The sequence below is a fragment of the Ottowia beijingensis genome (assembly GCF_013423955.1).
Lineage (GTDB): Bacteria > Pseudomonadota > Gammaproteobacteria > Burkholderiales > Burkholderiaceae_C > Ottowia > Ottowia beijingensis.
Window position 1 is genome coordinate 690,975 of the sequence record NZ_JACCKX010000001.1, and the last position, 17,237, is coordinate 708,211.

At 69.3% G+C, this 17,237-nt stretch carries 19 protein-coding genes and 1 pseudogene; 15 read left to right on the forward strand and 5 right to left on the reverse strand.

Going from position 1 to position 17,237, the window contains the following annotated elements; genetic code table 11:
- Window positions 1–100 precede the first annotated feature (100 nt).
- Both H0I39_RS03505 and H0I39_RS03510 read left to right on the forward strand, forming a co-directional pair.
- A complete protein-coding gene (locus H0I39_RS03505; protein ID WP_180549576.1) occupies window positions 101–637 on the forward strand; it encodes an Mpo1 family 2-hydroxy fatty acid dioxygenase in 537 nt (178 codons plus the stop codon).
- 100 nt (window positions 638–737) lie between these two features.
- Window positions 738–2,171: an aldehyde dehydrogenase family protein gene (locus tag H0I39_RS03510; RefSeq protein ID WP_180549577.1), complete on the forward strand. Its 1,434-nt coding sequence runs from the start codon at window positions 738–740 to the stop codon at window positions 2,169–2,171.
- Between the two features lie 86 nt (window positions 2,172–2,257).
- Here H0I39_RS03510 and H0I39_RS03515 read toward each other — a convergent pair.
- Window positions 2,258–2,943: pseudogene (locus tag H0I39_RS03515) on the reverse strand (DUF937 domain-containing protein).
- A 147-nt stretch (window positions 2,944–3,090) separates the two neighbouring features.
- Here H0I39_RS03515 and H0I39_RS03520 point away from each other — a divergent pair.
- From H0I39_RS03520 to H0I39_RS03535, 4 genes are all read left to right on the forward strand, one after another.
- The gene (locus tag H0I39_RS03520) at window positions 3,091–3,852 is read left to right on the forward strand and encodes an SDR family oxidoreductase (protein WP_180549578.1); all 762 of its coding nucleotides are present in this window, start codon (window positions 3,091–3,093) and stop codon (window positions 3,850–3,852) included.
- Between the two features lie 373 nt (window positions 3,853–4,225).
- Entirely contained in the window at window positions 4,226–4,567 is a 342-nt protein-coding gene (locus tag H0I39_RS03525; protein ID WP_180549579.1) for a hypothetical protein, read from the forward strand.
- On the forward strand, window positions 4,507–5,517 hold the full coding sequence (locus H0I39_RS03530; protein WP_180549580.1) for a DUF7933 domain-containing protein: 1,011 nt from the start codon (window positions 4,507–4,509) through the stop codon (window positions 5,515–5,517). Before H0I39_RS03525 ends, H0I39_RS03530 begins: the two co-directional genes overlap by 61 nt.
- The gene (locus H0I39_RS03535; RefSeq protein ID WP_180549581.1) at window positions 5,514–5,756 is read left to right on the forward strand and encodes an IPTL-CTERM sorting domain-containing protein; all 243 of its coding nucleotides are present in this window, start codon (window positions 5,514–5,516) and stop codon (window positions 5,754–5,756) included. Before H0I39_RS03530 ends, H0I39_RS03535 begins: the two co-directional genes overlap by 4 nt.
- Before the next feature lie 56 nt (window positions 5,757–5,812).
- Here the strand turns inward: H0I39_RS03535 and H0I39_RS03540 are convergent, their stop codons facing one another.
- A complete protein-coding gene (locus H0I39_RS03540; RefSeq protein ID WP_257645594.1) occupies window positions 5,813–6,355 on the reverse strand; it encodes a TlpA family protein disulfide reductase in 543 nt (180 codons plus the stop codon).
- Between the two features lie 104 nt (window positions 6,356–6,459).
- On the opposite strand from H0I39_RS03540, the gene moaA reads away from it, so the two are divergent.
- From moaA to H0I39_RS03570, 6 genes are all read left to right on the forward strand, one after another.
- Window positions 6,460–7,629, forward strand: a complete 1,170-nt coding sequence (gene moaA, locus H0I39_RS03545) for a GTP 3',8-cyclase MoaA (protein WP_180549582.1) — start codon at window positions 6,460–6,462, stop codon at window positions 7,627–7,629.
- Between the two features lie 158 nt (window positions 7,630–7,787).
- On the forward strand, window positions 7,788–8,735 hold the full coding sequence (locus H0I39_RS03550; protein ID WP_180549583.1) for a GSU2403 family nucleotidyltransferase fold protein: 948 nt from the start codon (window positions 7,788–7,790) through the stop codon (window positions 8,733–8,735).
- 6 nt (window positions 8,736–8,741) lie between these two features.
- Window positions 8,742–9,380 carry a molybdenum cofactor guanylyltransferase MobA gene (gene mobA, locus H0I39_RS03555; protein WP_180549584.1) on the forward strand — a complete coding sequence of 213 codons (639 nt, stop codon included), beginning with the start codon at window positions 8,742–8,744 and terminating at the stop codon, window positions 9,378–9,380.
- Window positions 9,381–9,397: 17 nt separating this feature from the next.
- Window positions 9,398–9,919, forward strand: a complete 522-nt coding sequence (locus H0I39_RS03560) for a GNAT family N-acetyltransferase (RefSeq protein WP_180549585.1) — start codon at window positions 9,398–9,400, stop codon at window positions 9,917–9,919.
- A gap of 64 nt (window positions 9,920–9,983) precedes the next feature.
- The gene (gene moeA / locus H0I39_RS03565) at window positions 9,984–11,324 is read left to right on the forward strand and encodes a molybdopterin molybdotransferase MoeA (RefSeq protein WP_180549586.1); all 1,341 of its coding nucleotides are present in this window, start codon (window positions 9,984–9,986) and stop codon (window positions 11,322–11,324) included.
- Between the two features lie 86 nt (window positions 11,325–11,410).
- Entirely contained in the window at window positions 11,411–11,737 is a 327-nt protein-coding gene (locus H0I39_RS03570; protein ID WP_180549587.1) for a thioredoxin family protein, read from the forward strand.
- A 141-nt stretch (window positions 11,738–11,878) separates the two neighbouring features.
- Here the strand turns inward: H0I39_RS03570 and H0I39_RS03575 are convergent, their stop codons facing one another.
- The 3 genes from H0I39_RS03575 to H0I39_RS03585 all read right to left on the reverse strand — a co-directional run bounded on the left by H0I39_RS03575 (window position 11,879) and on the right by H0I39_RS03585 (window position 14,165).
- The gene (locus H0I39_RS03575) at window positions 11,879–12,301 is read right to left on the reverse strand and encodes an acyl-CoA thioesterase (RefSeq protein WP_180549588.1); all 423 of its coding nucleotides are present in this window, start codon (window positions 12,299–12,301) and stop codon (window positions 11,879–11,881) included.
- A gap of 23 nt (window positions 12,302–12,324) precedes the next feature.
- Complete coding sequence (locus H0I39_RS03580; protein WP_180549589.1) at window positions 12,325–13,242, reverse strand: DMT family transporter; 918 nt, start codon at window positions 13,240–13,242, stop codon at window positions 12,325–12,327.
- A gap of 140 nt (window positions 13,243–13,382) precedes the next feature.
- Window positions 13,383–14,165 carry an SDR family oxidoreductase gene (locus H0I39_RS03585; RefSeq protein WP_180549590.1) on the reverse strand — a complete coding sequence of 261 codons (783 nt, stop codon included), beginning with the start codon at window positions 14,163–14,165 and terminating at the stop codon, window positions 13,383–13,385.
- A 146-nt stretch (window positions 14,166–14,311) separates the two neighbouring features.
- On the opposite strand from H0I39_RS03585, the gene H0I39_RS23890 reads away from it, so the two are divergent.
- The 3 genes from H0I39_RS23890 to denD all read left to right on the forward strand — a co-directional run bounded on the left by H0I39_RS23890 (window position 14,312) and on the right by denD (window position 17,205).
- Window positions 14,312–14,797 carry an NAD(P)/FAD-dependent oxidoreductase gene (locus tag H0I39_RS23890; RefSeq protein ID WP_373368252.1) on the forward strand — a complete coding sequence of 162 codons (486 nt, stop codon included), beginning with the start codon at window positions 14,312–14,314 and terminating at the stop codon, window positions 14,795–14,797.
- Window positions 14,798–14,865: 68 nt separating this feature from the next.
- Window positions 14,866–16,014 (forward strand): electron transfer flavoprotein-ubiquinone oxidoreductase, encoded by a 1,149-nt coding sequence (locus tag H0I39_RS03590; protein ID WP_373368329.1) that lies wholly within the window; start codon window positions 14,866–14,868, stop codon window positions 16,012–16,014.
- A gap of 162 nt (window positions 16,015–16,176) precedes the next feature.
- Window positions 16,177–17,205, forward strand: coding sequence for a D-erythronate dehydrogenase (gene denD, locus H0I39_RS03595; RefSeq protein WP_180549591.1), 1,029 nt, complete (start codon window positions 16,177–16,179; stop codon window positions 17,203–17,205).
- The last annotated feature ends 32 nt before the right edge of the window (window positions 17,206–17,237 follow it).

The window sequence follows — 17,237 nt, forward strand, 5'->3', positions numbered from 1 at the left end:
TCGTGATCCGGGGCGATTGTGCGCCAGCGGGCTGCGGGTTCGCCCGCTTCCGCGCGCCCGGGGCGCGGCCTACCATGCAGGCCAGCCTGGAGACCACCGCATGAAGACCCTGACCGAGCAGCTCGCCCAGTACGCCGACTACCACCGCGACCCGCGCAACATCCTCACGCACTTCATCGGCATCCCGATGATCGTGCTGGCCGTGCAGGTGCTGCTGTCGCGCCCGGCCTGGCCGCTGGGCGCCTTCGTGCTCACGCCGGCGCTGCTGGTCACGCTGCTGGCCTGCCTGTACTACGTCGCGCTCGACCGCCCGCTGGGCGTGCTGATGGCCGCACTGCTGGCCGCCGGCCTGGCGCTGGCGGGGCAGATCGCCGCGCTGCCCACCGGCGCCTGGCTGTGGTGGGGCATCGGCCTGTTCGTGGTCGGCTGGGCGATCCAGTTTGTCGGCCACGTCTACGAAGGGCGCAAACCGGCCTTCGTGGACGACCTGGTCGGCCTCGTCATCGGCCCGCTGTTCGTGGTGGCCGAGGCGGTGTTCGCGCTGGGGCTGCGGCGCGATCTGCACGCCGCCATCGAGCAGCGCGCCGGCCCGGTGCGCCAGCGCGCACCCGCGGGCCGTGGCGCGGCGCGCTCCTGAACTATTATTTCAATAGCTTCCGGCGCTTGATGGACGGGCGCTGCAGGCCAATTTGGCTTGAAACACCGGGTCGTGCGCCGATTTGCCGCAAAATGCCCGGATGCAGCTCAACTTCATCGCCGACCAATCCGTCGCCTCGCATTCCGGCCGCACGCTGCCGGTGATCGACCCGTCCGACGGCCAGCCTTTCGACGACATCCAGCGCAGCGACGAGCGCGACATCGACGACGCCGTGCGCGCCGCGCGCCAATGCTTCGAAGGGCCGTGGAGTGCGCTGAGCGCCGCCGAGCGCGGGCGCCTGCTGATGGCCCTGTCGAACAAGGTGGCCGAGCACGCCGACGAGCTGGCCGCGCTGGAGCAGCGCGACTGCGGCAAACCCACCAAGCAGGCCAAGGCCGACGCCGCCGCGCTGGTGCGCTACTTCGAGTTCTACGCCGGCGCCTGCGACAAGCTGCATGGCGAGACCCTGCCCTACCAGAGCGGCTACAGCGTGTTCACCTGGCGCGAGCCGCACGGCGTGACGGGCCACGTGATCCCGTGGAACTACCCCATGCAGATCTTCGGCCGCAGCGTGGGCGGCGCGCTGGCGGCGGGCAACTGCTGCGTGGTCAAGCCGGCCGAGGACGCGTGCCTGTCGCTGATCCGCGTGGCGCAACTGGCGGCCGAAGTGGGCTTTCCGCCCGGCGCCATCAACATCGTCACCGGCTACGGCCACGAGGTGGGCGACGCGCTGGCGCGCCATGCCGGCATCAACCACATCAGCTTCACCGGCAGCCCCAGGGTGGGCACGCTCATCCAGCAGGTGGCCGCCGAGCGGCACTGCCCGGTGACGCTGGAGCTGGGCGGCAAGAGCCCGCAGATCATCTTTGCCGACGCCGACCTCGACGCCGCGCTGCCAGTGGTCATCAACGCCATCGTGCAGAACGCGGGACAGACGTGCAGCGCCGGCTCGCGCGTGCTGATCGAGCAGCGCATCTACGACGACGTGCTGGCGCGCCTGGGCGAGGCTTTCGAGGCGCTGCGTGTCGGCCCGGCGGCGCTGGACCTCGACGTGGGCCCGCTGATCCGCCAGACGCAGCAGCAGCGCGTGTGGGATTTCCTCAGTGACGCGCAGAGCGCCGGTATCCCCATCGTGGCGCAGGGCACGGTGGTCGACGAGGCGCCCGAAACCGGCTTCTACCAGGCGCCGGTGCTGCTGGCCGACGTGCCGGTGGCGCACCGCGTGGCGCAGGAAGAGGTGTTCGGCCCGGTGCTGTCGGCCATGCCGTTCACCGACGAAGACCACGCGGTCGAACTGGCCAACGCCACTTCCTTCGGCCTGGTGGCCGGCGTGTGGACGCGCGACGGCGCGCGCCAGTTCCGCATGGCACGGCGGATGAAGGCCGGCCAGGTGTTCATCAACAACTACGGCGCCGGCGGCGGCGTGGAGCTGCCCTTCGGCGGCTACAAATCGAGCGGCTACGGGCGCGAAAAGGGCTTCGAGGCGCTGTACGGCTTCACCGTGCTGAAGACCGTGGCGGTGCGCCACGGCTGACTGGCGCGCACGGCAATTTCAAGCAAAGAGCTGCCGGCGCTTGTGTAGCAAGCGCCGGCAGCTCTTTTGGAAGCAAATTCAGCCGATCAGCGGCGACCGCCCAGCAGCGAGCCGCCGATCTTCAGCAGATCGCCCAGGTCGACCTTGCCGTCGCCGTCCTGGTCCAGCACGGCATTCATCAGGCCGCCGCCCAGGCCGCCCTGGCTTTGCACGCGGCTGTGCTCCTGGCCCAGCATGCTGCCCAGGCCGCCGGCGTCCATGTTCTTCGCCATCACCTGCTTAGCCAGGAAGGCCATCACGATGGGCGCCAGGATTTTCAGCAACTGGCCCGACTGGCCGCTATTCAGGCCCGTCGCCTGGCCCAGGCCCGATTCGGCCCGCGGCTGCGCGCCGCCGAAGATGTGGCCCAGGATGCCGCCGGCATCCAGCTGCCGGCTGGCCGGGGCGCCGCCGCCGAGCACGCTGCCCAGCAGGCCGCCCAGGCCACCCAGCGCACCGGCGCTGCCGCCACCACCGCCGCCCAGCAGGCCGCCGAGCATGCCGCCCAGGTCCATGGCGCCGCTGCCGGCGTGGTCGCGCTGCAGCGCGTTGAAGAGGTCGCCCGCGCCACCCGGTTGCTGGGCATTGCGGCCCAGCGCGCCCACGATCATGGGCAGCGCGGCGGCAATGGCGTCCTGCGCGGTGCGGGGTCGGTGCCCAGTTGCTGCGCAATCTGGCCCGCGGGCGCGCCTTGCAGTTGGCCGAGCAGATCGTCGATGAGGGAGCCGTTCATGAGAAGTCCTTGCTGGTGTGTGAAGGGATGGATCAAACAACGTACATGGTATCCCCAGGGCCGACATCCCCGCGAATCGGTGGGCGCGCGGCGCGACTAAACTGCCCGACCAGCGACCATTTCACGACCATGAGGAGCAAGAGCAACATGCGCGTTTCGGGCAAATCCATCATCGTCACCGGCGCCGGCGGCGGCATCGGCGAAGGCATTGCGCGGCGGCTGGCGGCCGAGGGCGCCGCCGTCATCGTGAACGACATCAACGCCGCGCTGGGCGAGAAGGTGACGGCCGACATCACCGCCGCCGGCGGCCGGGCGCGCTTTGTCGCCGGCGACGTGACCCAGGGCGACGACTGGCACACGCTGGTGGCCGCCGCGCAGGATTTCGGCGGCCGGCTCGACGTGATCGTCAACAACGCCGGCTGGACGCACCGCAACCGCCCCATGCTGGAAGTGAGCGAGGCCGAGTTCGACAAGGTCTACGACGTCAACATGAAGAGCATCTACTGGAGCGCCATCCACGGCGTGCCGGCAATGCAGCAGGCGGGCGGCGGCAGCTTCATCAACATCGCCTCCACCGCCGGCGTGCGCCCGCGCCCGGGGCTGACCTGGTACAACGGCAGCAAGGCGGCGGTGATCGTCACCAGTAAGTCGATGGCGGCCGAGCTGGGACCGCAGAACATCCGCGTGAACTGCATCAACCCCGTGTTCAACCCCGACACCGGCCTGTCGGCCGATTTCGCCGGCGGCCCGGTCGACGAGGCGCGCCGCGCCCGGTTTCTGGCCACCATCCCGCTGGGGCGCTTTTCCACCGCGCTGGACGTGGCCAACGCCGCGCTCTACCTGGCCAGCGACGAGGCCGCCTTCATCAGCGGCGTCTGCATCGAGGTGGACGGCGCGCGCTGCGTCTGACGACCGCCCGGCCCCACGGACCGACCACCCTCCGCCTGAACCCACCGACCACGTCGGGCAGGCGTGTTCGCGCGCCTGCCCGCCTGTTGGCGCGCCCAAACCCGGGCGCAGCCGGCGTGGAGCGCGCCTGCGCGGCAGACCTTGCACGCGCGTTGGTCGCGACAAATCGACCAATACTCCACCGATTTCGTGCAATCTGGCACGGACCAGTGCTGCGCCTGCGCACCCACTGCTTCTTTAGGTGTCCACGCGTCATTACACTTTGAAGCACCAAAACCGCGATGAGTTGACCACCATGCGACCGACCGCCGCCGCGCTTGCCCCCGTCCTGCCCCGTCGCTTGCGCCCGAGCGGGGCGCTTGCCGGCGCTACTTTGGCACTGGCCGCGCTGGTGGGCGCGGGCGCGCAAGCGGCCAACGCGCCGTTCCCCACCGTGACGACGCCCGTCAAGCTGGACACCCGGGTGCTGGCATCGGCCAGCTGGTATGAGGCGCTCAACACCATCGTCTACGAGGCCGGGACGTACCACATGTGGTATGTCAACCCCGATCTCACGGGCGTTCGCCACGCCACCTCGTCAGACGGGATCAACTTCACCACCCTCGGGGCGACCTCACCCTGCCCGCCAACTGGTGGACGGCCTATGGCGCCACGGTGCAGCCCCAGATCAACTACCTGCGCGTCTCGCGCGACGGCGGCGGCAACTGGATCCTGATGATATGGCACCCCAATGGCGCCAACCAGGGCCAGTTCAAATACAACACCAGCCTGTGGCTGCTCGGCAGCAACATCGCCAACACCGCGCCAACGCTGATCGGCCCGCTGCCGATCAGCCCGGGCGGCAACCACGTCGGCCCGTTCGGCATTGTCGGCGACCACCTCTATCTCGGCCAAGACACCGCGCAGGCCTTTGGGCGGTATCTGCTCACGCCCAGCACGACCAGCTCGCCACCCACCACCTGGCCAACCGGGATGGTGGAGGCCGCCAACGCCTATGCCGGCACCGGCCTGTGCTCGTTCGCCATCTGCCCGGGCGACCCTAATTCGTCCTACATCCACAACTACGGCCGCACGCTCGACCAGGGCGGTGTGCTGGGCACCTACTACACGCTTTACAACTACAACTCCTGGACCCGACGCAGCAAACAGCTGTGGTACATGGAAAGCACGGACGGCGGCGACACCTGGGGCAGCGCCCAACCGCTGTTCACCGACGGCAATGCCGTCACCGTGGATGGCCTGCCCAACGCCGGCAACTTCAGCCTGCCCGAGGTCACGGCCCTGGGCGGCGGCCAGTACCGCACCTACTTCAATACCGTGGATGCCTGCGGCAACTTCGTGACCGTGACCGCGCCCCTGGCGGGCACGCAACAGGGCCTGACCGTGACCAAGGGCTTCAGCCCCAGCACCGTGGCGCCCGGCGGCAGCAGCCAGCTCACCGTGACCCTGACGGCCCCGGCGGCCACATGCGCCCCGGCGCCCACCACGCCGATCTACACCGGCCTGGGCTTCACCGACACCCTGCCCGCCGGCATGACCCTGGCCGCCGCGCCGGCCGCCAGCACCACCTGTGCCGGGGCCACGCTTGCGGCCACCGGCGGCGCGGATTCGTTCTCGCTGTCCGGCGCCAGCCTGGCGCCGGGGCCTCGTGCACGGCGACGGTGACCGTGGCCGTGGCGGGGGCAGGCACCTTCCACAACGTCATCAGCGCGTCGATGGGCCAGCCCGGCGCGGTCACCAACGACCAGGCCGTGCCCGCGCTGGCCGACGCCGTCGCCAACCTGCAGGCGGGCATCGCGCGAGTGGCGCCGGTGCCCACGCTGGGCGAAGCCGCGCTGATGGCCATGGGCCTGCTGCTGGGCGCCATGGGGCTGCGCCGCCTGCGCCCCGCGCGCCGCAGCTGATTCAGAGGTCAAACAGCCATCCGGCGCCCGTCCAACGGGCGCTGGCAGCTATCAAGTCAAAAGCAAACTGCGGCCCAGCTAGAGCCAGCGCGCCAGGTCCACCACGTCCTCGGCAAACAGCTGGCCCTTTTCGGCCTGCACCACGCGGCCGTCCTTGCCGCGCACCACGGTGACGGGCAGGCCCTCGGGCTTGGGGTAGGCCGCGGCCAGTTCAGGGCCGAGCCACGCGGCTGGGAAGGTGTAGCCTTTTTCTGCAGGTAGGCCACGGCTTCGTCGGGCTTCTTGTCGATGGACAGCGCCAGCATGCGCAGGCCTCGGTCTTTCTGAGCCGCCCACAGCTTCTGCATCTCCGGGCTTTGCTGGGCGCAGAACGGGCACCAACTGGCCCACCAGTACAGCACCAGCGCGCGGCCTTCGGCTTGCGCCGGCTCGAAGCGGCCGCCGCCCAGCAGCGGCACGGCGGCCAGCGGATAGGGCGCGCCCACCGCCGGCAACGGCGTCGCGGCGGCCTTCTGCGCGGGGGCCCAGGGCACGGTCAACACACTCGCAGCGGCGCCCGCTTGCAACAGCTGGCGGCGTGACAAGGCAAGGCGGTGCATGGCGAAATCCTTCGGTGGCTGGCGGCGGACGATGCAGCCCATGGTAGCGCGGCCCGATGGCCTTGCTGCAAGGCGGATTCAGGCGCTTTGGGATAATTTGCCGCATGGGCGAACGCGTCATTCCCTTGGTTGATCACCGCACCGTCGGCTTGGCGGTGCCGGCGCCGGGCGCGCCCGCGCCGGCCGGCACACTGGTCGACACGCGCGGGCGGCCGCTGCGCGACCTGCGCATCAGCGTCACCGACCGCTGCAACTTCCGCTGCAGCTACTGCATGCCCAAGGACGTGTTCAACAACGAATACGCCTACCTGCCGCACAGCGCGCTGCTGTCGTTCGAGGAAACCACGCGTCTGGCCACGCGCTTTGTGGCCCACGGCGTGCACAAGCTGCGCCTGACGGGCGGCGAGCCGCTGCTGCGCAAGGGGCTGGAGACGCTGATCGCGCAATTGGCCGCACTGCGCACACCGGATGGCCAGCCGCTCGACATCACGCTGACCACCAACGGGTCGCTGCTCGCGCGCAAGGCGCAGGCGCTGAAAAGCGCCGGCCTGAATCGCGTCACGGTCAGCCTGGATGGCTTGGATGACGCCACCTTCCGCGCCATGAACGACGTGGACTTTCCAGTCGCCGACGTGCTGGCCGGCATCGAGGCGGCGCGCGCGGCGGGCTTGGGCCAGTACCCGGACGGGCGCCCTGGCGCCCTGAAGGTCAACATGGTCGTCAAGCGCGGCACCAACGACGACCAGATCCTGCCCATGGCGCGGCACTTTCGCGGCACCGGCGTCACGCTGCGCTTCATCGAATACATGGACGTGGGCGCCACCAACGGCTGGCGCATGGACGAGGTGTTGCCATCGGCCGAAGTCGTCAAGCGGCTGCAAGCCGAATTCGCGCTGGTGCCGCTGCAAGCCAGCGCGCCGGGCGAAACCGCCGAGCGCTGGGGTTATGCCGGTGCCGATGGGCGGCACGACCCGCTGCTCGGCGAAGTCGGCTTCATCAGCAGCGTCACGCAGGCTTTCTGCGGCGACTGCAACCGCGCCCGCCTGTCGATGGACGGCAAGCTGTTCCTGTGCCTGTTCGCCGGCCAGGGCTACGACCTGCGCGCCCTGATGCGCGATGGCGCGACAGACGAACAGCTCGATGCCGCCATCGCCGCCATCTGGCAAGGCCGCAGCGACCGCTACAGCGAACTGCGCGCCAGCCTGCCGGCCGACGTGCAGCAGGCGGTGCGGCGGGTGGAGATGAGTTACATCGGGGATAAACGTTCCCCCTGAGTCGCCTGTGGCGCCTTCCCCGGGGGACAACGCTGGCGCTCGGGGAACCCCGAGCGCGGCGTTCCCGTGTGGCCTGCTCCGCGGCCTTTCGATTGCTGGGGCATTGGCCGTACAATTTTCAAAATTGAAATTTATACGGCCAATTGATTGAGATTGCCATGGACTGGATTGCCCTGCCCGATGCCGCCGTGCGCCAAAGCATCGACAGCGCCACGGTCTTCGCTGAATTCCAGCGCGTACAGGGTGAGGCGCGCAGCGTGGCTGGCGGCATGTACTTCAAACGCCAGGGCCCATATGAATACCTGGTGCGCACCAGCCCCGACAACCGCCAGCAGCGCATCGGCCCCCGAACCGCCGAAACGGAAGACATCCACGCCCGCTTCATCGCCCGGAAAAGCCGCATCGAGGCGCGCCACAAATCCTTGCGCGACGCGGTGCGCGAAGCCGAGCGGCTGAACAAGGCGCTCAAGGTGGGGCGCGTACCCGCCATCGTCGTGGCGCTGCTGCAGGCCCTGCACGAGGCCGGTCTGGCCGAACACTTCCGGGTGGTGGGCACGCACGCGCTGTACGCCTATGAAAGCGCAGCCGGGGTGCGCATCACGCCCGGCGCGCTGGCCACGCAGGACGTCGATCTGCTGTGGGATGCGCGCCGTCGCGTGCGCTTTCTGGCCGACATGGCGCGGCTGGACAGCTCGCTGCTCGACGTGCTGCGCCGGGCCGACCGGAGCTTCGAGCGCAAGGAAGACCAGCTGGAAACCGCGATCAATGCGCGCGGCTTCGAGGTCGACTTTCTGCGCCGCCAGCCGCAGGACGACGACCCCCACCCGTTCCGCTTCTCCGACGACGAGGGCGACCTGTGGCCCGTGCAGGCGCGGCGCGCCGCCGTGCTGGCCAGCGCGCCGGTGTTCGAACAGGTGGTGGTGGCCACCACGGGCGCCATGGCGCTGATGCGCACTGTCGAGCCGCGCACCTTCGTCGAGTTCAAACGCTGGATGGCGACGCAACCCTCGCGCCCCGCCCCGCGGCGCCAGCGCGATGCGCGCCAAGCCGACATCGTGCAGGCCATGCTGGACGACGCGCTCATCGCACCGCACGAACAGGTATAACCCCGCATGACTTCCACCGACCTGCCCGCCTCCGACGCCATCACCGCCCTCCTGCTCGCCGGCGGTCGCGGCAGCCGCATGGGCGGGGTCGACAAGGGCCTGCAGAACTACCACGGCACGCCGCTGGCGCTGCACGCGCTGATGCGGCTGCAGCAGCAGACGCTGCCGCCCGCCGAGGTGATGATCAACGCCAACCGCAACCTGGGCGCCTACGAAGCCTTCGGCGCGCCGGTGTGGCCCGATTCGCTGCCCGATTTCGCCGGGCCGCTCGCTGGCTTTCTGACCGGGCTGGAGCGCTGCGAGACACCGCTGCTGCTGACGCTGCCGTGCGACGTGCCGAACTTTCCGCTATCGCTTTGCGAGCGCCTGGCGCATGCCCTGCAAGCGCAGGATGCCGACATCGCCATGGCCGCGGCGCCCGAGGAAGATGGTCAGTTGCGCACGCAACCGGTGTTCTGCCTGCTGCGCACCAGCCTGCTGGAGAGCCTGGTGGGCTTCACCCAGAGCGGCGGCCGCAAGATCGACGCCTGGACGGCGCAGCACCAGCAGGTCGTGGTGCCGTTCAACGAACCCGGCGACGACCCGCGCGCCTTCGCCAACGCCAACACGCTGGCCGAATTGCGCGCGCTCGAACACCCACGATAACGCCCAGGAGACACGCCATGCCGCCCGCCGACCTCACCATCCGCCTGCTGACCCACGCCGACCTGCCCGCCTACAAGGCGCTGCGCGACACCGGCCTGCAGCACGACCCGGAAGCCTTCACCAGCGACTTCGACACCGCCAGCGCGCTGCCGCCCGCCACCTACGCCACGCGCCTGGGCCAGCCGCCCGACGACCACTTCATCCTCGGCGCCTTCGACGCCGGCGGCGCCATGCTGGGCGCCGTGGTGTGCGAGCGCGAGGCGCGGCTGAAGAAGCGCCACGAGGCCGAGCTGGTGGGCATGATCATCGCGCCCGCGATGCGCCAACGCGGCATCGGCAAGGCGCTGCTGAAAGAGTTCGACACCCTGGTGCGCAAGCTGCCGGGGCTGGAGCATGTGGTGCTGAGCGTCACCGCCGACCACGCTGCCGCCGTCAAGCTGTACGAGGGCGCGGGCTTCGTGCGCTACGGGCTGCAGCCGCGCGCCATCAAGATCGGTGAGCAGTACCACGACAAGGCGCTGATGCTCAAGCAGCTATGATTTACATAGTTGCCTGCGCTGACTACACAAGCGCTACAGCCCATTTTTGTTCATAAATACAGCCATGAAGACGATCGCCCAGATCGCCGCCGAACTGCAGGGCTACGACCCGCAGGCCCTGCCCGCCGATGCGGTGAACGCCTTCCTCGCCGAGTTGGTCGCACCCGTCACCCAGACCGAGCGCGTGCCCTTGTTCGAAGCCCTCGGCCGCGTGCTGGCCGAGGACATCGTCTCGCCCATCAGCGTGCCGCCGCACGACAACTCGGCCATGGACGGCTTTGCCTTCGACGGCGCGCAACTGGTGCCGGGCCAGCCGCTGGCGCTGAAGATCGTCGGCACCGCCCTGGCCGGCCCCGCCTGGCGCGGCCGCGTGGTGCGCGGCGAGTGCGTGAAGATCATGACCGGCGCCGTGATGCCCGAGGGGCTGGATACGGTGGTGCCGCAGGAGTTCACGCGCGTCGAAGACGACACGGTCACCGTGCCCGCCGACGTGGTGAAACCCGGCGACAACCGCCGCAAGCTCGGCGAAGACCTGATGGCCGGCCAGACCGCGCTGCAAAAAGGCGAGCGCCTGGCGCCTGCCGCGCTAGGCCTGGTGGCCAGTCTGGGGCTGGCGGAGGTGACCGTGTTCCGCCGCCTGCGCGTGGCCTACTTCTCCACCGGCGACGAGATCCTGTCGTTCGGCGAAGCGCCGCGCGAAGGCGCTGTGTACGACAGCAACCGCTACACCGTGTTCGGCCTGCTCACGCGGCTGGGCGGGCAGGTGATCGACCTGGGCGTGGTGAAGGACGACCCGGCGCTGCTCGAAGCCGCCTTCACCCAGGCCGCCGCGCAGGCCGATGCCGTGATCACCAGCGGCGGCGTGAGCGTGGGCGAGGCCGACTACACCAAGGCCATGATGAGGAAGCTGGGCGATGTGGCCTTCTGGCGCATCGCCATGCGGCCCGGGCGGCCCATGGCGGTGGGGCGCATCGCGGGCGGTTCATTGGCCAAATCGGCCTTCAGCGCAGATTCAGCAAGCGCCGACAGCTATTCAGACGATAGCAACCATGCCATCCTGTTCGGCCTGCCCGGCAACCCGGTGGCGGTGATGGTGACCTTCTACGCCTTCGTGCGCCCGGCCCTGCTGCGCATGATGGGCGCGCGCCCTGAAAGCCCCGTGCTGCTGCGCGCCGCCAGCGAAGAGCCAATGCGCAAGAAGCCCGGCCGCACCGAATACCAGCGCGGCATCGTCACGCGCCACGCCGATGGCAGCCTGAGCGTGCGCACCACCGGCAACCAGGGCTCGGGCGTGCTGTCGGGCATGGTGAAGGCGAACGGGCTGATCGTGCTCGGCCATGCGCAAGGCAACGTGGCCGTGGGCGATGCGGTGAGCGTGATGATGTTCGAGGGCGCGACGGGCTGACGGCGGCGCCGCACGCGCCCGGCGGCGGCAGCGCCTTGCGCCGCTGTCCGACAACCGCGCCGCGCCGGCTCCGTAAGATCGGTGCCATGCCCTACACCGCCACCTTCACCCCCGAAACCCTGACCCGCGCCGACGTGGACGCCTCGCGCGGCCCGCTGGTGCTGGAATTCGGCACCAACTGGTGCGGCTGGTGCGGCGGCGCGCAGCCGCATGTGCAGGCCGCGTTCGAGCAGGCCGGCGCCAACGTGCCGCACGTCAAGGTCGAGGACGGTCCGGGCCGGCGGCTGGGGCGCAGCTTCGGCGTCAAGCTGTGGCCGACGCTGGTGTTTCTGCGCGATGGCGTGGAGGTCGAGAAGCTGGTGCGGCCACAGGGCGCCGACGACATCGTGGCGGCGCTTCAGCGCATCGCCTGAACAAGCCGCAGCCTCTTGCCCAGAGGGCGCAAACAGCTATCAAGACCGAAGCAAAAACAAACCGTCTGCCACACCGGTTGGTGCCGATCGATGATGTCCTGGCAGCGCTGAAAGCGCACGCAAGGCACCACCTGGCGCCGATCAATCCGCCACCACCTGGCGCAGCCAGTCGGGCAGCGGGGCCGACTTCTGGTTGGGGAAGTCGACCCACACCGTGGTGGCGCCGCCGGTGGAGCAGATCACGCCGGGCTGGTCGGTGCGCTCCATGGTGCACCAGCTGTCGAACGAGGTGCGGCCGGCGTTGCTGACGTAGGTCTTGATGAGGATGTCGCCCGGGTACTCGAACTGGCGGATGAAGTTGCAGAACGCGTTGACGATGACCAGACCCTCGCCCGCCGGGTTGGCCACGAAGCCCATCGAGGTGAACCAGTCGATGCGCGCCGTCTCCATGTAGCGGAAGTACACCGTGTTGTTGATGTGGCCCATGGCGTCCATGTCGCCCCAGCGGATGGGGATGGTCATCTCGTAGACCAGTTTCTTCTGCTCGGGAATGTCGATGCGCATGGGCGGCTTTCAGGCGGTGGGGTTCAACGATGGGCGCGGATGGACGCAAGGATACCGGCGGTGAACAGCGCCGCCGCCGCCCACTGCGCCAGCGTGGGCCAGCGGCCGTCCCACAGAAAGGAATAGAGCAGCGCGAACAGCGTCTCGCTCACGATCAGCTGCCCGCACAGGCTGGCCGGCAGGCGCCGGCTGGCCTGGTTCCACAGGATGGTGGCCAGCCAGCTGGAGCCGAAGCCGATGGCCACGGCGATCAGCGCGAACAGCGGCCAGCCAGGGCTGGCCATGAGCTGCGGCAGCGGCGTGCCGAGCGTGAGGGCCAGCAGCAACCCGCCCAGGCCGGTGGCCACGCCCAGCCAGTTGGCCCAGTCGGTGGAGCCCACCTCGGGGTGCTGGCGCAGCCAGCGCGCGTTGAGCAGGGTGAACACCGTCCAGCACACCATGGCCAGCACCGACAGCGCGATGCCGCGCCAGTAGGTGCTGCTGGTCGCTATGCTTTCTGAAGCTGCCGGCGCTTGCTCCGCGCCGGACAGGGCCGCATTCGACATCAGTACCAGCCCCGCCGCCGTGAGCGCCAGCCCCGGCAGCATGGCCGCCCAGCGCAGGCCATGCGGCTTGCCCAGCAGCATGACCCAGATGGGAATGGTGCCGACGATGAGCGCCGGCATCTCGGTGCCGGCATCGCGGATCGACAGCACCAGCACCCAGTAATAACCCGTGAAGCCCAGCACGCTGAGCCACAGCGCGCCCCAGGCCTGCGCCAGCGTGGGCCGCCGCGCGCGCCGCCACGACACGGCCAGCACCGCCACCGACACCGCGCCGTAGACCACGAAACGCCCGGCCGTCAGGTCGATGCCGGCGAAGCCGCTGACCATGCGCGGCGCCACGAACACCAGCCCCCACAGCGCGCCGGCGGCCAGGCCGGCGAGGATGCCGGTCAGCACTGCCCGGCCCCATCGCCCGCGCGCGGGAGAGGGTGGGGGTGAGGGTCAGCGCATCGGGCGCCGCGGTGGCTCGCCCTCACCCCGGCCCTCTCCCGCCAGCGGGAGAGGGAGAAAACCGAAGCGCTGCGCCGCAGGAAAGATCAGACGGCAAAGCCGTCGTCCGCCGCAATCACCGCGCCGTTCACGAAGTGGCTCTGGTCGCTGGCCAGCATCATCAGCACGGCGTCCAGGTCCTTGGGGTCGCCCACGCGCTTGCGCGGCAGCATGGCGATGAGCTTCTGGCCCTGCTCGGTGCTCCAGTGGTGGTGGTTGATCTCGGTGTCGATGTAGCCGGGGCAGATGGCGTTGACGTTGATGCCGAAGCGGCCCCACTCCAGCGCCATGGCCTTGGTCATCTGGATGACGGCGGCCTTGCTCATGCAATACACGCCGATCTGCGGCAGCACCTTCAGCCCCGCCATGCTGGCGATGTTGATGATGCGCCCGCCGGTGAAGCTGCCCGGCGCCGCGCCCTTGGCCCGCGCGATCATGCGCTTGCCCACTTCCTGCGCCATGAAGAAAGCGCCGCGCACGTTGGTGTCGAAGATGAAGTCGTAGTCGTCCTCGCCCACGTCCTGGATGCGATGGGTGGTGCTGACGCCAGAGTTGTTGACCAGGATGTCGATGGAGCCCATCTCGGTCTCGGCGTGGGCCACGGCGGCCTTGATGGATTGCACGTCGGTCACGTCGCACTCGACCACGTGTGCATCGCCGCCCTCGCCCTCGATGCGCGCGCGCAGGTCCTTCAGCTTTTCCATGCGGCGGCTGGCCAGCACCACGCCGGCGCCGGCCGCGGCCAGCGTGCGGGCAAACTGCGCGCCCAGGCCGCCCGAGGCGCCAGTGACAAGGGCCACGCGGCCGGACAAATCAATGCTGTAGGTCATGTGCTTTTTCCTTCTGGGATGCGCGTCTGCAATGGGGCATGGATGATGCATGACCCGTGCATAAAATCAGTCACGCACCCGACAAGCCGCGCAGCATGCCCGCGCGGACAATCGACCATTATTTCAAACGCACGAGAGAGGCGCCCATGACCCCCGACGAAATCATCCAGCAGTACGGCCCCCGCGAAGCCATGGAGTACGACGTCGTCATCGTCGGCGCCGGCCCGGCCGGCCTGTCGGCGGCCATCCGCATCAAGCAGCTGGCGGCCGAGAAAGGCCAGGACGTGTCGGTGGTGGTGCTGGAGAAAGGCTCCGAGCCCGGCGCGCACATCCTCTCCGGCGCGGTGATGGACCCGAAGGCGCTGACCGAACTGATCCCCGACTGGAAGGAAAAAGGCGCGCCGCTCAATCAGCTGGTGACCGACGACGCCTACGTGTTCCTGCACGAGGGGGTGGCGGCACGCGCGTGCCCAACCTGTTCCTGCCGCCGTTCGCGCACAACCACGGCAACTACATCGTCAGCCTGGGCAACGTGGTGCGCTGGCTGGCGCAGCAGGCCGAGGAACTGGGCGTGGAGATCTTCCCCGGCTTTGCCGCCGCCGAGGTGCTGTACAACGAGGACGGCAGCGTGAAGGGCGTGGCCACCGGCAACATGGGCATCGGCAAGGACGGCCAGCCGACCGAGAACTTCCAGCTCGGCATGGAATTGCTGGGCAAATACACGCTGTTCGCCGAAGGCTCGCGCGGGCACCTGGGCCGCCGCCTGATCGAGCGCTTCAAGCTCGACGCCGACAGTGACCCGCAGAGCTACGCCATCGGCATAAAGGAGCTGTGGGAGATCGACCCCAGCCGCCACACGCCCGGCTTCGTGATGCACAGCGCCGGCTGGCCGATGGACGAGCACACCTACGGCGGCGCCTTCCTCTACCACGCCGAGGACAACAAGGTGTATTGCGGCTACGTGATCGGGTTGAACTACAAGAACCCGTACATGAGCCCGTTCGAGGAGTTCCAGCGCTGGAAGACACACCCGCGCGTGAAGTGGTACTTCACCGACGACAACGGCCAGGTGAACGCCAAGCGGCTGAGCTACGGCGCGCGCGCCATCACCGCTGGCGGCGTGCTGGCGCTGCCCAAGACGGTGTTCCCCGGCGGCGCGCTGCTGGGCTGCGATGCGGGCTTCCTGAACGTGAGCCGCATCAAGGGCAGCCACGCGGCCATCAAGACCGGCGCGCTGGCCGGCGAGGCGGCCTACGAGGCCGTGACCGCCGGCCGCCAGCACGACGAGCTGAGCGCCTACCCCGACGCCTTCCAGCACAGCTGGCTGGCCGCCGAGCTGCACAAGGACCGCAACTTCAAGAACTGGTTCAAGAAGGGCCTGACCACCGGCACGCTGATGAACGGCCTCGACCAGATGGTGTTCCGCGGTCACGCGCCGTGGACGCTGCACCGCGCCGAGCCCGACCACGTGCAGCTCAAGCCCGCGGCCGAGTGCCAGCCCATTGCCTACCCCAAGCCCGATGGCCAGCTGACCTTCGACCGGCTGTCGAGCGTGTTCATCAGCAACACCAGCCACGAGGAGAACCAGCCCGCGCACCTGACGCTGAAAGACCCGACGGTGCCGGTCAACATCAACCTGGCCAAGTTCGCCGGGCCGGAGGCGCGCTACTGCCCCGCCGGCGTGTACGAGTTCGTGCCCGACGAGGCCAAGGGCGGCAGCGCGCAGCGCCTGCAGATCAACGCCGCCAACTGCGTGCACTGCAAGACCTGCGACATCAAGGACCCGACGCAGAACATCGTGTGGGTCACGCCCGAGGGCGGCGGCGGGCCCAACTATTCGGGCATGTGACCGCCACGGCGCCGCGTCCACGCGTGGCGTCGTGCAATTAATTTGATAGCTGTTTGCGCACGTCATATAAGGATTTCAGATACAAAATGATCTGAAATCCTTGTGCATGGGGCGCAAGAAGCTATTGTTTTTCATCTTTCATCCAGCGCATCAGGAGGCCGCATGCACCTCGTCATCACCGGTGGCGCCGGCTTTCTGGGCGTGAGGCTGGCCCGCACCCTGCTGCAGCGCGGCACGCTGGCGTTGGCGGGCGCGGCGCCGCAGCCCATCACGCGCCTCACGCTGGTCGACCGCGCCGCGCCGCCCGTTGATCTGACGGCCGATGCGCGCGTGCAGGTCGTCACCGGCGACCTGAACGAACTGCTCACCCCCGATGCCCACGGCACCACGCGCGCCGTGCCGGCCGACGCGCAGGCCGTGGTGCACCTGGCCGCCGCCGTCAGCGGCGAGTGCGAGGCCGACTTCGACCTCGGCCTGCGCAGCAACCTCGATGCCACGCGCGCCCTGCTGCAGGCCTGCCGGCGCCTGGGCACGCCGCCGGTGTTCGTGTTCTCGTCGTCGCTGGCCGTGTTCGGCCACACGCTCGAGCAGCCCCTGCCCGCCGTGATCGAGGACGACACCCTGCCCACGCCGCAGAACAGCTACGGCATACAGAAGTTCATGTGCGAGCAGCTGGTGGCCGACTGCACCCGCAAGGGCTTCGTGCGCGGCCGCAGCGTGCGCCTGATGACGGTGAGCGTGCGCCCCGGCAAGCCCAACGCCGCGGCGTCCAGCTTTCTCAGCGGCATGGTGCGCGAGCCGCTGGCCGGCCGGCGCGCCGTGTGCCCCGTGCCGCCGGATACCAAGGTGGCGCTGTCCTCGCCCGCGCGCACCGTCGAAGGCCTGGTCCGCGCGCTGGAAGCCAGCGACGCCGACTGGGGTCCGCGCACCGCCCTGAACCTGCCCGCCGTGGCCACCACCGCGGGCGAGATGGCCGCCGCCCTGGCCCGCGTGGCCGGCGACGACGTGGCCGCGCGCATCGACTGGGTGCCCGACGCAGCCATCACCCGCATCATCGCCAGCTGGCCGGCGGCCATGAACGCGCGCCGCGCCGCGCGGCTGGGCCTGCAGGCCGACGCCAGCTACGACGACATCATCCGCGACCACCTGCGAGAAAACCCGCTGGCGCTGCCTGAGCTTTCGTCCCCATAATGCTTGCGCCCGCGCGCACCCGGTGCGGGCAC

Excerpts from the sequence above, each read along its gene's own strand:
- H0I39_RS03505 (WP_180549576.1), top strand. The coding sequence starts at position 101 with ATGAAGACCCTGACCGAGCAGCTCGCCCAGTACGCCGACTACCACCGC.
- H0I39_RS03510 (WP_180549577.1), top strand. The coding sequence starts at position 738 with ATGCAGCTCAACTTCATCGCCGACCAATCCGTCGCCTCGCATTCCGGC.
- H0I39_RS03520 (WP_180549578.1), top strand. The coding sequence starts at position 3,091 with ATGCGCGTTTCGGGCAAATCCATCATCGTCACCGGCGCCGGCGGCGGC.
- H0I39_RS03540 (WP_257645594.1), bottom strand. The coding sequence starts at position 6,355 with ATGCACCGCCTTGCCTTGTCACGCCGCCAGCTGTTGCAAGCGGGCGCC.
- moaA (WP_180549582.1), top strand. The coding sequence starts at position 6,460 with ATGGGCGAACGCGTCATTCCCTTGGTTGATCACCGCACCGTCGGCTTG.
- H0I39_RS03550 (WP_180549583.1), top strand. The coding sequence starts at position 7,788 with ATGGACTGGATTGCCCTGCCCGATGCCGCCGTGCGCCAAAGCATCGAC.
- mobA (WP_180549584.1), top strand. The coding sequence starts at position 8,742 with ATGACTTCCACCGACCTGCCCGCCTCCGACGCCATCACCGCCCTCCTG.
- H0I39_RS03560 (WP_180549585.1), top strand. The coding sequence starts at position 9,398 with ATGCCGCCCGCCGACCTCACCATCCGCCTGCTGACCCACGCCGACCTG.
- moeA (WP_180549586.1), top strand. The coding sequence starts at position 9,984 with ATGAAGACGATCGCCCAGATCGCCGCCGAACTGCAGGGCTACGACCCG.
- H0I39_RS03570 (WP_180549587.1), top strand. The coding sequence starts at position 11,411 with ATGCCCTACACCGCCACCTTCACCCCCGAAACCCTGACCCGCGCCGAC.
- H0I39_RS03575 (WP_180549588.1), bottom strand. The coding sequence starts at position 12,301 with ATGCGCATCGACATTCCCGAGCAGAAGAAACTGGTCTACGAGATGACC.
- H0I39_RS03585 (WP_180549590.1), bottom strand. The coding sequence starts at position 14,165 with ATGACCTACAGCATTGATTTGTCCGGCCGCGTGGCCCTTGTCACTGGC.
- H0I39_RS23890 (WP_373368252.1), top strand. The coding sequence starts at position 14,312 with ATGACCCCCGACGAAATCATCCAGCAGTACGGCCCCCGCGAAGCCATG.
- H0I39_RS03590 (WP_373368329.1), top strand. The coding sequence starts at position 14,866 with ATGGAATTGCTGGGCAAATACACGCTGTTCGCCGAAGGCTCGCGCGGG.
- denD (WP_180549591.1), top strand. The coding sequence starts at position 16,177 with ATGCACCTCGTCATCACCGGTGGCGCCGGCTTTCTGGGCGTGAGGCTG.